Genomic DNA, 12,328 nt, shown 5'->3' on the forward strand with positions numbered 1-12,328 from the left:
AACTATCGATGATTTCCTACAGTTGTCGCTGAATCCCCCGATTCGTACCAATGCCGCATTGGAAAACACCACACTGATTCGGAGGCGGACGAATGATCGTAGTGGTTGATGAGCGCGAGCTCGTTAAAGACGGCTATACTTCTCTATTTGGGCGTGAGGGCATCCCCTCGACCGGTTTCGATCCGGTCGAATTCGGGGAATGGGTCTCGACGGCAGCGGACAGCGATCTGGCGGCCGTAGAGGCATTCCTGATCGGTCAGGGCGACCGGAGCTTCTCCTTGCCCAAGGCGATCAGGGATCGCACGACGGCACCGGTGATCGCGGTCAGCGACCAGCCCTCGCTGGAATCGACTCTGGCGCTGTTCGACAGCGGCGTCGACGATGTCGTGCGCAAGCCGGTTCACCCCCGTGAAATCCTTGCGCGTGCGGCGGCGATCCGTCGCCGCCTGCAGGTTATCTCGAATTTCACCGATGCGGGACCGATCCGGGTTTTCTCAGACGGTCGTGATCCCGAAGTTGGTGGTGAGGTCTTTGCCTTGCCGCGGCGCGAGCGCCGCATCCTTGAATATTTGATTGCCAATCGCGGACGCCGCGTTTCCAAGGCGCAGATTTTCAATGCAATCTACGGCATCTTCGATGATGACGTCGAAGAGAACGTCGTGGAAAGCCACATCAGCAAGCTGCGCAAGAAGCTTCGCAAGAAGCTCGGCTACGATCCGGTCGATTCGAAGCGTTTCCTCGGTTACAGCATTGATTGGCAATAATATTCATTCATCCGCGTGGTCTTTTTCAAACGCGGTATTTCAGACAGCTTCACGCAAGCCAAACGCTTTACCTTCTCCCTGAAGATGACCACGAGGGTTTTTGAATGAGTATTTTCGGCACTATGCGAACCGGTGTGTCCGGCATGAATGCACAGGCTAACAAGCTGGGAACCGTTGGCGACAACATCGCTAACGCAAGCACCACCGGCTACAAGCGCGCATCGACGTCGTTCTCCTCGCTCGTTCTGCCCTCTTCGTCGGGCAGCTATGCCTCCGGCGGCGTGCAGTCCAACGTTCGCTACAGCATTTCAGAGCAGGGCAACCTGTCCTACACCACGTCGAGCACCGATCTTGCCATTCAGGGCAACGGCTTCTTCGTGGTTCAGGATGGAGCAGGCACGCCTTACCTCACAAGAGCCGGCTCTTTCGTGAAGAATGCGGAAGGGTATCTGGAAAACTCTGCTGGCTTCCAGCTGATGGGCTACCCTTATGGATCCAACCCGCCAGCTGCCGTCGTCAACGGTTTTACCGGTCTCGAGGCTATCAATGTCAACAACTTCGGCCTGACGGCATCGGCGTCCACACAGGGTAGCTTCCCGGCCAACCTGAACCGCGATGAAGATCCGGTTGCTGCGGGTTCGCGTCCGAGTAACAACGTCGCCACTTCGACCATCGGTGCCAAGACCTCTCTGACAGCGTTCGATAGCGGCGGTGCAAAGGTACTCTACGATTTCTACTATACCAAGACCGCTGCAAACACCTGGGAAGTGGCGGTTTATCGTCAGGACCAGTCCACGAATGGTGGTTTCCCATACACGGCAACAGCACCTGCTACGCTGGTCCAGGGAACTGTGTCGCTGACATTCGACCCGGCCACCAACAAGCTTACGACTGCGTCTCCCAAATCGATCACCATCAACGATAGCAACAGCGGCGTTGCACAGTCGATCGATATCGACCTGTCTGATATGTCGCAGTTCTCATCGAAGTTCACGCCCGGCACCGCGATCCTGAACGGCAATGGTCCGAGCCAGATCAAGGACGTCGAAATCGGCAAGGACGGCGTGGTGACTGCAGTCTATCAGGATGGTGGCCGCCGCAACATCTACCAGCTGGCGCTGGCAACGGTGCCGAGCGTCGACAATCTCAGCCCGCAGAACGGCAACGTTTATCTGCCCAGCAACGAGTCGGGTGTCGTCACAATCGGCTTCGCGCAAACTGGCAGCTTCGGTTACATCCAGAAGGGTGCGCTTGAGGGCTCGAACGTCGATATCGCCAGCGAACTCACCGACATGATTGAATCCCAGCGTATCTATACAGCGAATTCGAAAGTCTTCCAGACCGGGTCGGATTTGATGGATGTCCTGATCAATCTGAAGAGATAGTAATTCTCACGAGGACAAATGAATGTCGCTCACGTCAGCAATGAATACTGCGCAGTCGATCTTCAACAATACAGGTAAGCAGACGGACGTTACTTCGAAAAACATTGCCAATGTGGGTAATGCGAACTACGTCAAGCGAACCGCCATTCTCGGCACGACCATGTCAGGTGCAAGTATTGTCGCCAACGGCCGTGCCCAGAATGAGAGCCTCCTGAGGCAGACGATCTCCAGTGCATCCCTCGCTTCCGGCCAGAAAACCGTTCTGACCGGGCTCGAGGAGATGAAAAGCCTTTTCGGCGGCAACGATTACGAGAGTTCGCCTGCCACCTATATGAAGGAACTGCTGAAGAGCCTTGACGGTTACGCCTCAAAGCCGAGCGATTCCGCGCTTGCTGCGACGGCGGTGACATCCGCCGTGGACGTCGCCAATTCCCTGAACAAGGCTTCGTCCGAGTTGCAGGCGATGCGCCTGCGTGCCGACAAGGAAATGTCCCTTCAGGTCGACAAGCTGAACAGCCTGCTCGCGAAATTCGAGGAAGCCAACAACGAGGTCAAGGCGCAGACCGCGATCGGCGGCAATCCAAGTGATGCTCTCGACCAGCGCGAGACGCTGCTGAAGGACATTTCGTCCATCATCGGGATCAACGTCGTCAATCGTGAAAACAACGACGTGGCGCTCTACACGGCGGATGGCGCGACCCTGTTCGAAGTTGTGCCGCGCAAGGTTACTTTCAAGGCGCAGCCGGGCTACGACGCGACGGTCACGGGGAACGCGATCTACGTTGATGGCGTCGCGATCAAGGCGAGCAGCGGCAGCAACACGACAGCGGAAGGTTCGCTTCAGGGTCTGATGCAGGTTCGTGACGACCTGGCGCCAACCATGCAGAGCCAGCTCGACGAAATTGCGCGCGGCCTCATCACCATGTTTGCGGAAAAGCCGGCCAGCCCCACCAGCACGCTGCCGAAGATGCCAGGCCTCTTCACCTACGGCTCCCCTGCGGCCACAACCATTCCGGCAAGCGGTGTTGTCTCTCCCGGGCTCGCTGCGAGCATTACCGTCAACCCTGCGTTAATTATTTCCAAAGGTGGAAACCCGGAATTGTTGCGCGACGGCGGTATCAACGGTACCGCTTATGTAATCAACAGCACAACTTCAGGCGGAACCGGGTTTTCCGCACTGATCGACAGCTATGTCACTGCTTTTGACGCGCCCATGAATTTTGCCGCGTCGACACGTATCGATACGAATACAAGCATCCTGAAATACGGCACCAACTCGGTGGGGTGGCTCGAACAGGAACGATCCGGCGCAACTTCGGCAAACGAAGCGAAAAGCGCGCTCTATGAGCGCTCCGCCACCTCCTATTCGAACAATACTGCCGTCAGCCTGGATGAGGAGCTTTCGCTGCTCATGGATATCGAGCAATCCTACAAGGCCGCCACGAAGCTGGTGACCACCATCGACGACATGCTCAAGTCGCTGATGGATATGGTGAGGTAATAGATGAAAACGTCCTTCATTTCATCGCTGGCGATGCAGAACAGCATGCGCAGCACCATCCTCAAGGCCCAGCTTGAGATGACGAACCTCAATACCGAGCTGACCACGGGCAAACATGCGGACCTGGGCGTGACGCTGGGTGCCAATACGGCCCGCAGTCTTGACCTTAATCGCGATGTCGATCGTCTCTCTTCGCTCGTCAGCGTCAATTCCATCGCCACGCAGCGCCTCAAGTCCTCTCAGGCGGCACTTGATGGCATGGCAAAGGCTGCCCAGGAAATTCAGAAGGTTCTTGTTCCGAATACCAGCAGCGCAGCACCAACGCTGGCAACGGTCGCCAAAACCATTTCGAATGCGTTCAACACCTTCACCGGTTTTGCCAATACGGCAGTCAGTGGCGAATTTCTGTTTTCCGGCATCAATACGGATGTGAAGCCTATCGATGACTACTTTGCCGAAGGATCGACGCTGAAGGCAGCCTATGAGGTTGAGCTGAACGCGTTCATGGCGGCACAGACACCTGCGGTCGGTAACATTGCCGACCTGTCCAAGGATCAGGCCGCGGCGTTCATGACCCGTATCGAAGGCGTGTTCAACGGCACTACGCCGGTTACGAACCCACCGCACAGCGATCTGACGGCCGGCCAGAATTACGATTTCTGGACGACCTATGGGTCGAAGGCGAGCGACACGAACATGACGAGCCGCATCAGCCAGAACGAGGTGGTCGAGACATCGACCAACAGCAACTCGCAGGGCATGCGTTATTTCGCGATGACAGCAATGACGGCGATGACGTTCCTTGATGACAAGGTCCCAAGCGACGTTCGCGAATTGGTGGCAACCAGGTCGGTGACCAATATAGGCACGGTCATTAGTGGTTTGAACCAGCAGCAGAGCCAGCTCGGCCTTTCCGAAAGCCGTGTTTCGAAAGCGAACGACTCGCTCGCCGCCCAGAAAAAGATCATCGAGACTCATCTGCTGGATATCGAGGGGATCGATACCTACGAGGTGAAGACACGCCTGGATCTGCTCCAGCAGCAGATTGAAATTGCCTACAGCCTTACGTCGCGTCTGCAAAAAATGAGTCTGGTAAACTACCTCTGATGAACAGGGGTGGCGGCAGATAAAGGATACATGAATGTACCAGTTTTCCTACGCCGAAATCATGGAGGATGGTGTCGCAGACGCGAAGGATCGCGAGCGGCAGGCGTTGACAAAATCGATCGATCTACTGGTGGAGGCAAAGGATTCCTCTTCCCAGCGCCACACGATCGAAGCGCTTTTTTACACTCGACGGGTCTGGATCCGCTTCATTGAGGACCTCAAGCAGCCCGAAAACCAGCTGGCCATGGAACTCAGGGCAAATCTGATTTCTATCGCGATCTGGATTTTGAAAGAGTGCGAACTGATCCGGAAACGTCAGTCGACGAATTTCCAGGGTATAATTGACGTGACAACCATCATCAGGGATGGACTGAAATGAAAAGTACACTTCGAATCTCGCTGAAATCGGGCGAAAAGATTTTCATCAACGGCGCGGTTTTGCGGGTGGATCGCAAGGTGGCCCTCGAATTCCTGAACGATGTCACGTTCCTGCTTGAAAACCACGTCCTGCAGCCGGAGCAGGCGACGACGCCGCTCAGACAGCTGTATTTCATCGCCCAGATGATCCTCATCAACCCGGAAGGACGCGAACAGTCGACGAACCTGTTCCGCAAATCCGTGAGCATGCTGCTGAATTGCTTCCAGCATGAGGAGATTCTGGCCGAACTCAAGCGTATCGACGGTCTGGTTGCCTCGGGTAAGGCTTTCGAAGCGCTGAAGGCCATTCGTGGCCTGTACCCGACCGAGGAAAAGATCCTCAACAATCAGGAAATGACCCCCGCAACGATCGAGCAGATTCGCAAGGAGATCGCACCATGGCGGTAGATGCAGTCACGTCGGCAGCCTCTAACCCCTGGGCAAATGCCGGGGCGAGCAGCAACGACAAAAGCGCGGCCTCGCTTAACTACGACAGCTTCCTGAAGCTTCTCATCGCCCAGATGAAAAACCAGGATCCGACCAGCCCGATGGATGCCGGCCAGCAGATGTCGCAGCTTGCGAGCTTCTCGCAGGTTGAGCAGACGATCAAGACCAACACCCATCTGAAGAGCATGCTGCAGGCCGAAGCCCTGACGCGCGCTTCCGACCTGGTTGGCAAAACGGTCAAGAGCGCCGACGACAAGGTCACCGGCGTGGTAAAGGAAGTCGAAGTCTATTCGGACGGCGTCGTCGCCATCACAGAAGCTGGTGACAAAGTGCTGCTGCAGGCCGGTGTGACCTTCTCGAACGGTCCGATCGCGACTACACCTGATAGCGGCACCGATTCGGACGTGCCGGCAGGTTCCTGACATTGAAGAGGCGGCATGATGCCGCCTTTCCGGAATAAAGGATGCGACGATGAACGAGGCCGATGCGCTTGATATCATGCAGGCGGCAGTCTGGACGGTTCTCGTCGCGGCCGGTCCCGCCGTTCTCGCGGCCATGATCGTTGGTGTCGCCATCGCCTTCATCCAGGCCCTGACCCAGGTTCAGGAAATGACGCTGACCTTTGTCCCTAAAATCGTAACGATCATGATCGTTCTCGGCGTTGCCGCCCCGTTTGTGGGCGCGCAGATCGCCCTTTTTTCCAATCTCGTCTTTTCGCGGGTTCAGTCGGGCTTCTGACGCCCGTCCCGTCTGGATGCCATCCTCGCGCAAGCTTCAGCGACTAGGGATAGGCTGAAGCATCGGGCTGAATTGCGTCAGCGATTTTAGAAAACCGGTGCCGCGGAACCGTGCGGCGGCTTTTCCGTCGCCCTTCTCATGAAGAGACAGGACGATTTTATGGCGCAACCACCAGTCATTTCCTTGCCCAAGGTAAGCCCGAGCATGCGGGATGTCGGTTTCGCATTGGGCATCGTGTCGATCCTCTGCGTGCTGTTCCTGCCCATTCCGGTCGTTCTGGTGGATGTCGGTCTGGCCTTTTCCATAGCACTTTCGGTCCTCATCCTCATGGTGGCGCTCTGGATACAGCGTCCGCTGGATTTCTCGTCTTTTCCAACCGTGCTGCTGATCGCGACCATGATTCGCCTGTCGCTGAACATTGCGACGACGCGTGTCATCCTTTCGCACGGCAACGAGGGGCCCACGGCGGCGGGCGGCGTGATTGCGGGCTTCTCCAGCCTCGTCATGTCGGGCGACTTCGTGATCGGTCTGATCGTCTTTCTGATCCTGATCACCGTCAACTTCATCGTTATCACCAAGGGTGCCACCCGTATCGCCGAAGTCGGCGCGCGCTTTACGCTGGATGCCATTCCCGGCAAGCAGATGTCGATCGATGCGGATTTGTCCGCTGGCATCATCGATGAAAAGGAAGCGCAACGCCGTCGCCGCGAACTGGAAGAGGAAAGCTCGTTCTTCGGTTCGATGGACGGTGCCTCGAAGTTCGTACGCGGCGATGCGATCGCCGGCCTGATCATCACCGCGATCAATATTTTCGGCGGCATCATCATCGGTTACTTCCGCCACGGCATGCCGATCGGCGAGGCTGCCGATGTTTTCGTAAAGCTTTCGGTCGGCGACGGTATCGTTTCGCAGATCCCGGCCCTTATCGTGTCGCTGGCGGCTGGCCTTCTGGTGTCGCGCGGCGGCACCTCCGGATCGACGGATCAGGCCGTCATCAATCAGCTGAGCGGATATCCGCGTGCCTTGATGGTCGCAGCCATGCTGATGGGGCTTCTTGCTGTCATGCCGGGATTGCCCTTCCTGCCCTTCACGCTTTTGGGCGGCATCATGGCCTTCGGCAGCTGGTATATTCCGCGCCAGGTCGAAGCGGAAAGCGCGCAGCGCCGTCAGGAAGAGGAGGACAAGGTTCTCCAGACCAACGAAGCGGAAAAGGACTCCGTCAAGCAGGTCCTCAAGACGTCCGAAATCGAACTTGCCCTCGGCAAGCAGGTTTCGACCCGCCTCCTCGGTGCGCATCAGGAACTGGCTTTCCGTGTCGGCAAGATGCGCAAGAAATTCGCGACCCAATACGGCTTCGTCGTGCCGGAGATCAAGGTCTCCGACGACATCATGATCCCGGAAAAGGCCTACCAGATCCGTGTCCATGGCACGACGATCGCGTCGAGCAATCTGCGCGTTGGCGATGTTCTTGTCGTGACGGGGGCAGGGCGCAAGCCGAGCATTCCGGGCGACGAAATCCGCGAACCCGCCTTCGGCATGCCGGCCGTTTCCATTCTCGAGACATTCACCGAGGATTTGAAGCGCGAAGGTTTCCACCCGATCGACAATGTCTCTGTGGTGCTGACGCATCTGAGCGAGGTCATTCGCAACAATCTCCCGCAATTGCTGTCCTACAAGGACGTCAAGATCCTCATCGACAGGCTGGACCCGGAATACAAGAAGCTTGCCGACGAAATCTGCTCGTCGCACATGTCCTATTCCGGCCTGCAGGCCGTGCTGAAACTGCTGCTCGCCGAACGTGTGTCGATCCGCAACCTGCATCTCATTCTGGAAGCGGTCGCCGAACTTGCCCCGCATGTGCGCAAGACCGAGCAGATCGTCGAACATGTACGGGTGCGCATGTCGCAGCAGCTCTGCGGCGATCTTGCCGACAATGGCGTATTGCGTGTGCTTCGCCTCGGCAACAAATGGGACATGGTCTTCCATCAGGCGCTCAAGCGCGATCAAAAGGGCGAAATCGTCGAATTCGATATCGATCCCCGCCATCTCGAGGAATTTTCCGAGCAGGCATCGAAAGTTATCCGTGAATTCATGGATCGCGGACTACCCTTTGTCCTTGTCACGTCGCCGGAAACACGGTCCTATGTGCGCATGATCATCGAACGACTCTTTGCGACCCTGCCGGTTCTCTCGCATGTGGAACTGGCCAAGGGGCTGGAGATCAAGATTCTGGGCGCCATTTCATGATAACCGACCCGCAAGGGACAATTATCGCATTGTTCCTTGCAATTTGCCGTATCGGCGCCTGCTTCATGACCATGCCGGGCTTTTCCAGTTCGCGCATCTCGCCGCAGATACGCATTCTCCTGTGCGTTGCGGTGTCCATGGCGCTTCTGCCGGTACTGTGGGATACGATCTATCCGAAAGTCTCCGGCGCAAGCCAGGGCGCCGTTGTCGGCCTCATCTTCACCGAGATCGTCATTGGCGCAATGTACGGGCTGATCGCGCGGTTTTACACGCTCGGCTTCCAGTTCACGGGCGCGCTCATCGGCGCATCCATCGGGCTTAGCGCTCCCGGCGGAGCGGATGCCGTTGAAGACGTGCAGGAAAACCAGATTTCGAACTTCATCACCTTCGGTGGGCTCATGGTGCTGTTCATCCTGGATTTCCACCATATTGTCCTGCGGGCGCTGGTCGATTCCTACGCCACGACACCGGTCGGCGCGCTCATCAGCGGCCAGAAGATGCTGATAACCCTGACAGACACGCTGCGCGCCTCCTTTTCCATCATGCTGCGGCTTGCCAGCCCCTTTGTAATTTACGGTCTGATGTTCAACGTTGCGGTCGGCCTCATCAACAAGCTGGCGCCGCAAATCCCGGTCTACTTCATATCGACGCCTTTCGTTCTCGCGGGCGGTATTTTCATGCTTTACCTGTCGATCGCGGCCCTCATCCGGCAATTCGTGGATGGTTTCGGCCCGGTCTTCATCGGCTTCTGATCTGGAGAAAACGCCATGGCTTCGGACAAGCGTTCGGCCAAACTCAAGCGCCTGGTAACGGTCCAGCGCCACATGGAGAAAATGGCCGAGGTGGAACTGGCCGACACCACCCGCGTGCGTGCCGAAGTGGCGCAATCCATGGAGAACGTGCTTGAAGCGATGAGTTCCATGGAGCCGGTCCACCAGACGTTCTCCAGGCACTATTCGGATCGTTACGGCCGCCTTGTCGTCAAGGACCGCCAGCTCTCCGGCGTGCAGCGATTGCAGGAAAACAAGGTGCTCAAGGAAAAGACCAAGGCCGACCGGCTGGAGGACAGGATGCATCTCGCCCGCGATCTCGAGGATCGTGAGGCCGACGACAATGCAATCTATGATCTGTTAGAAATCACGAACGCATCCCGGACACCAGCCTCCAGCAAGGTTGGCGATCCATAGTCTGTCCCGTTGTTGCATCGTTGGGCGTCCAGAGAGACGTATTCAGCGGTGTTTCTTGATTGAGCGAACGCCCCGGTTTTAGTGCCGCCCGTTCGTCAGCTCGGGAGTTCTGGACGTGGCGATATCGGTTATAAGCGATCTGGTGATGGATGTGGTTCGCGCTGCGGACCCTCAGGAAGTGCAGGTCGCCCAGGAAAAATTGAAGGCGAACAAGGCGGCTTTCGCTGCGACTAGCCTTGCCGATTCGGGCAAGGGCTTTGGCGCTGCCATTGATATGCTTGACAGCGCCACTTCGAAGGCAGGTCTCGGCAATACCAACATCCGCTCTGCCCGTACCGAAGTTCCGGAAACATATCGCAAGTATGAGGCTTCCGTGCTTCAGACCTTCGTTGCCAACATGCTGCCGAAAGACAGCGAGGAGGTCTACGGCAAGGGCAACGCCGGCGAGATCTGGAAAAGCATGATGGCGGAACAGTTTGCCGACACGATCTCCAGAAATGGCGGCGTTGGCATTGCAGAACAGGCCTACAAGGATGCGTTGCGGAAAGCCGAGAGCAAAGGCATTACCGACGTATCCATGAATGACAAAGATCATAATGCTGCAATTCGGATGGTGGCGGAGTTCGAAAGGCAGGTCCTCGGCGTTTCCAATGATAAAACGGACGAGGCTTGAGCATGATAAATCATAACGAGGAGACAAGCATGGACCTTATGTCGAACGACCACCGCATCAAATCCGTTCTCGGCCGTCTTGAAATGATCATCGACAATGAGAATGACAATATCGGTAAGGACCCCCAGTTCGATTTCAAAGTCTCCAATGCCCATAAAAGCCGTTGCCTCTATGAGTTGACGATGTTGTTCCGCGATACGCCCCATGAGGAAATCGCCGCCGGACATCTCGATCAGGTGCAGGGCATCAAGTCCAAGCTCGCGACCAATGCCAGCCGCGTCGAGGCGCATCTGAATGCGGTTCGCGCTGTTGCGGATCTTCTCAAGACCGCGATTCAGGAAGCCGATACGGACGGCACGTATTCCCAGGAACAATTCATGTACGGCGCAGCCTCCTGATGTTGAAGCTTCTTCTCACCGGCGTCTGGGTTTGCGCCGTCACGCTCGGCGCGGTGTATTTCTCCGTCCAGATGGCGACGGCCCCCTCGTCGGGAGATGAGGCGGGGGCGAAAAAGGCAAGTCTGCAGCTGGTCAAAGGCGAAAGCATCACCATTCCCGTCATCAATGACGGTGGTGTGAACGGTTATTTCCTCAGCCGCATTTCCTTGCGTGTCGACAAGGACAAGATGGCGAAGATCGAACTGCCCGCAACGCAATTGATGACCGACGAACTCTTCACGCTTCTGGCGGGTTCTTCCATGGTCAACATCGCCAATATCTCCACCTTTGACCCTGATGTCTTCAAGCAGCGCATCCGAGAGGGGCTGAACAAGAAACTCGGCGACGAGGTGGTCGGGGACGTCCTGATCGAACAGCTCGATTATCTGTCGAAGGCCGATATTCGCGAGCAAAAGGGCAACGGCTCGCCCCGTTCGGTCAAGCTTGTCGAAGGCGAGAAAGTCGACACCGGAAAAGAAGCGGCCCCAAGCCACTGACGGCGGCGCGGTGCAGGCCACCGGTCTGGTTAATCGCCCCTTTCTATTTTCCGGAATATTCGATCGGTTGCCTTCAGGGTAAATTCAACCAGCACCTGTATAAACAGACCCATGAGCTGCCGTCCCGCAAACCATGCGCCGGATTGGCGGCGGTGGATTTGGCATTCGGGGGCTGGCATGAATTTCGCGGCAGATTTTGCGCGGACGGGATCGCAACGGAATATTCACGGACTGCGCGTCTGTGATCTGGACTGGAATGGGGCGCTGGAAATGGTCAGCAGCCAGGCTTCGGCTTGTGATGGCCACACGATGCTCTCGTTTCTTACCATCCAGAATGCCAGGCTGTCCCTCAAGGACATTGCTTACAGGCAGATTCTGGAAAGCTGTCTGCTTCTGCCGCAGGGCAGGGGTATGAATGCCGCCGCACGGGCCGAAAACGGCAAGCCTCTGCCCGAGACCATTGATGGCGTTGCCTTCGTCATGGCACTTCTGACCTATATGGCGGTGCCGAAACGTATCGGCGTTGCGGGGGATGATGCAGCACAGGTCGGAGAGGTCCTCGCCAAGCTGCGCGCACATGCGCCCTGGCATGATTTCGTGATGCTGAATCGGGATACTTCGGGCGTGAAGGTGGATGTCGTGCTGGCGGGCATGCTTGCGGAAAACCAGGAGAAATGGCTGCATCGCAGCATCAATCGCGACGATGCGCGTCTCGTCATCGCGGTCGGTCCCCTGTTCAAGGTGCTGGCGTCCGAAGTGGCTGGCATGCCCGAAATCTTTCGCAAGCTGCATATGAGCTGGCTTTACAGCCTTTGCGCCGAGCCCTGGCACATCGCGCTCGGCAAGGGCTGAGGCGGGTCGGCAAGGCCCGCGTTAACCATTTGTTTGCCACGATCCTTTAACCTCCCGTAAGGTTTTGAAAGCCGCC

At 56.9% G+C, this 12,328-nt stretch carries 15 protein-coding genes; all 15 read left to right on the plus strand.

What is annotated here, in order from left to right; all coding sequences use genetic code 11:
* The first annotated feature begins 92 nt into the window (after positions 1-92).
* The 15 genes from rem (at position 93) to ACZ5A6_RS01460 (ending at position 12,252) form a co-directional block, all read left to right on the plus strand.
* Positions 93-764 (plus strand): transcriptional activator Rem, encoded by a 672-nt coding sequence (gene rem, locus ACZ5A6_RS01390; protein ID WP_003515107.1) that lies wholly within the window; start codon positions 93-95, stop codon positions 762-764.
* A gap of 104 nt (positions 765-868) precedes the next feature.
* Complete coding sequence (locus tag ACZ5A6_RS01395) at positions 869-2,149, plus strand: flagellar hook protein FlgE (protein WP_112674063.1); 1,281 nt, start codon at positions 869-871, stop codon at positions 2,147-2,149.
* A 22-nt stretch (positions 2,150-2,171) separates the two neighbouring features.
* Positions 2,172-3,650: a flagellar hook-associated protein FlgK gene (gene flgK / locus ACZ5A6_RS01400; RefSeq protein WP_112752200.1), complete on the plus strand. Its 1,479-nt coding sequence runs from the start codon at positions 2,172-2,174 to the stop codon at positions 3,648-3,650.
* Positions 3,651-3,653: 3 nt separating this feature from the next.
* A complete protein-coding gene (locus ACZ5A6_RS01405) occupies positions 3,654-4,757 on the plus strand; it encodes a flagellar hook-associated family protein (RefSeq protein WP_003515111.1) in 1,104 nt (367 codons plus the stop codon).
* A 34-nt stretch (positions 4,758-4,791) separates the two neighbouring features.
* On the plus strand, positions 4,792-5,136 hold the full coding sequence (gene flaF, locus ACZ5A6_RS01410) for a flagellar biosynthesis regulator FlaF (RefSeq protein ID WP_003515112.1): 345 nt from the start codon (positions 4,792-4,794) through the stop codon (positions 5,134-5,136).
* Positions 5,133-5,582: a flagellar biosynthesis repressor FlbT gene (gene flbT, locus ACZ5A6_RS01415; RefSeq protein WP_003515113.1), complete on the plus strand. Its 450-nt coding sequence runs from the start codon at positions 5,133-5,135 to the stop codon at positions 5,580-5,582. The genes flaF and flbT overlap by 4 nt, the downstream gene beginning before the upstream one ends.
* Positions 5,573-6,043: a flagellar hook assembly protein FlgD gene (gene flgD / locus ACZ5A6_RS01420; RefSeq protein ID WP_003515114.1), complete on the plus strand. Its 471-nt coding sequence runs from the start codon at positions 5,573-5,575 to the stop codon at positions 6,041-6,043. Before flbT ends, flgD begins: the two co-directional genes overlap by 10 nt.
* Positions 6,044-6,092: 49 nt before the next feature.
* Positions 6,093-6,359, plus strand: a complete 267-nt coding sequence (locus ACZ5A6_RS01425; RefSeq protein ID WP_003515115.1) for a flagellar biosynthetic protein FliQ — start codon at positions 6,093-6,095, stop codon at positions 6,357-6,359.
* Between the two features lie 159 nt (positions 6,360-6,518).
* Entirely contained in the window at positions 6,519-8,606 is a 2,088-nt protein-coding gene (gene flhA, locus ACZ5A6_RS01430) for a flagellar biosynthesis protein FlhA (RefSeq protein WP_003515116.1), read from the plus strand.
* Positions 8,603-9,358 carry a flagellar biosynthetic protein FliR gene (gene fliR / locus ACZ5A6_RS01435; protein ID WP_003515118.1) on the plus strand — a complete coding sequence of 252 codons (756 nt, stop codon included), beginning with the start codon at positions 8,603-8,605 and terminating at the stop codon, positions 9,356-9,358. Before flhA ends, fliR begins: the two co-directional genes overlap by 4 nt.
* Positions 9,359-9,373: 15 nt before the next feature.
* Positions 9,374-9,793, plus strand: coding sequence for a hypothetical protein (locus ACZ5A6_RS01440; protein ID WP_174061617.1), 420 nt, complete (start codon positions 9,374-9,376; stop codon positions 9,791-9,793).
* A 115-nt stretch (positions 9,794-9,908) separates the two neighbouring features.
* Positions 9,909-10,466, plus strand: a complete 558-nt coding sequence (locus ACZ5A6_RS01445; RefSeq protein WP_003515121.1) for a rod-binding protein — start codon at positions 9,909-9,911, stop codon at positions 10,464-10,466.
* 29 nt (positions 10,467-10,495) lie between these two features.
* Positions 10,496-10,864: a hypothetical protein gene (locus ACZ5A6_RS01450; RefSeq protein ID WP_003515122.1), complete on the plus strand. Its 369-nt coding sequence runs from the start codon at positions 10,496-10,498 to the stop codon at positions 10,862-10,864.
* Positions 10,864-11,400 (plus strand): hypothetical protein, encoded by a 537-nt coding sequence (locus tag ACZ5A6_RS01455; RefSeq protein WP_003515123.1) that lies wholly within the window; start codon positions 10,864-10,866, stop codon positions 11,398-11,400. Before ACZ5A6_RS01450 ends, ACZ5A6_RS01455 begins: the two co-directional genes overlap by 1 nt.
* Positions 11,401-11,577: 177 nt before the next feature.
* Positions 11,578-12,252, plus strand: a complete 675-nt coding sequence (locus ACZ5A6_RS01460; protein WP_111794998.1) for a WecB/TagA/CpsF family glycosyltransferase — start codon at positions 11,578-11,580, stop codon at positions 12,250-12,252.
* Positions 12,253-12,328: the final 76 nt, after the last annotated feature.

Source organism: Agrobacterium sp. 6Ca8, from assembly GCF_055382765.1.

Excerpts from the sequence above, each read along its gene's own strand:
- rem (WP_003515107.1), top strand. The coding sequence starts at position 93 with ATGATCGTAGTGGTTGATGAGCGCGAGCTCGTTAAAGACGGCTATACT.
- ACZ5A6_RS01395 (WP_112674063.1), top strand. The coding sequence starts at position 869 with ATGAGTATTTTCGGCACTATGCGAACCGGTGTGTCCGGCATGAATGCA.
- flgK (WP_112752200.1), top strand. The coding sequence starts at position 2,172 with ATGTCGCTCACGTCAGCAATGAATACTGCGCAGTCGATCTTCAACAAT.
- ACZ5A6_RS01405 (WP_003515111.1), top strand. The coding sequence starts at position 3,654 with ATGAAAACGTCCTTCATTTCATCGCTGGCGATGCAGAACAGCATGCGC.
- flaF (WP_003515112.1), top strand. The coding sequence starts at position 4,792 with ATGTACCAGTTTTCCTACGCCGAAATCATGGAGGATGGTGTCGCAGAC.
- flbT (WP_003515113.1), top strand. The coding sequence starts at position 5,133 with ATGAAAAGTACACTTCGAATCTCGCTGAAATCGGGCGAAAAGATTTTC.
- flgD (WP_003515114.1), top strand. The coding sequence starts at position 5,573 with ATGGCGGTAGATGCAGTCACGTCGGCAGCCTCTAACCCCTGGGCAAAT.
- ACZ5A6_RS01425 (WP_003515115.1), top strand. The coding sequence starts at position 6,093 with ATGAACGAGGCCGATGCGCTTGATATCATGCAGGCGGCAGTCTGGACG.
- flhA (WP_003515116.1), top strand. The coding sequence starts at position 6,519 with ATGGCGCAACCACCAGTCATTTCCTTGCCCAAGGTAAGCCCGAGCATG.
- fliR (WP_003515118.1), top strand. The coding sequence starts at position 8,603 with ATGATAACCGACCCGCAAGGGACAATTATCGCATTGTTCCTTGCAATT.
- ACZ5A6_RS01440 (WP_174061617.1), top strand. The coding sequence starts at position 9,374 with ATGGCTTCGGACAAGCGTTCGGCCAAACTCAAGCGCCTGGTAACGGTC.
- ACZ5A6_RS01450 (WP_003515122.1), top strand. The coding sequence starts at position 10,496 with ATGGACCTTATGTCGAACGACCACCGCATCAAATCCGTTCTCGGCCGT.
- ACZ5A6_RS01455 (WP_003515123.1), top strand. The coding sequence starts at position 10,864 with ATGTTGAAGCTTCTTCTCACCGGCGTCTGGGTTTGCGCCGTCACGCTC.
- ACZ5A6_RS01460 (WP_111794998.1), top strand. The coding sequence starts at position 11,578 with ATGAATTTCGCGGCAGATTTTGCGCGGACGGGATCGCAACGGAATATT.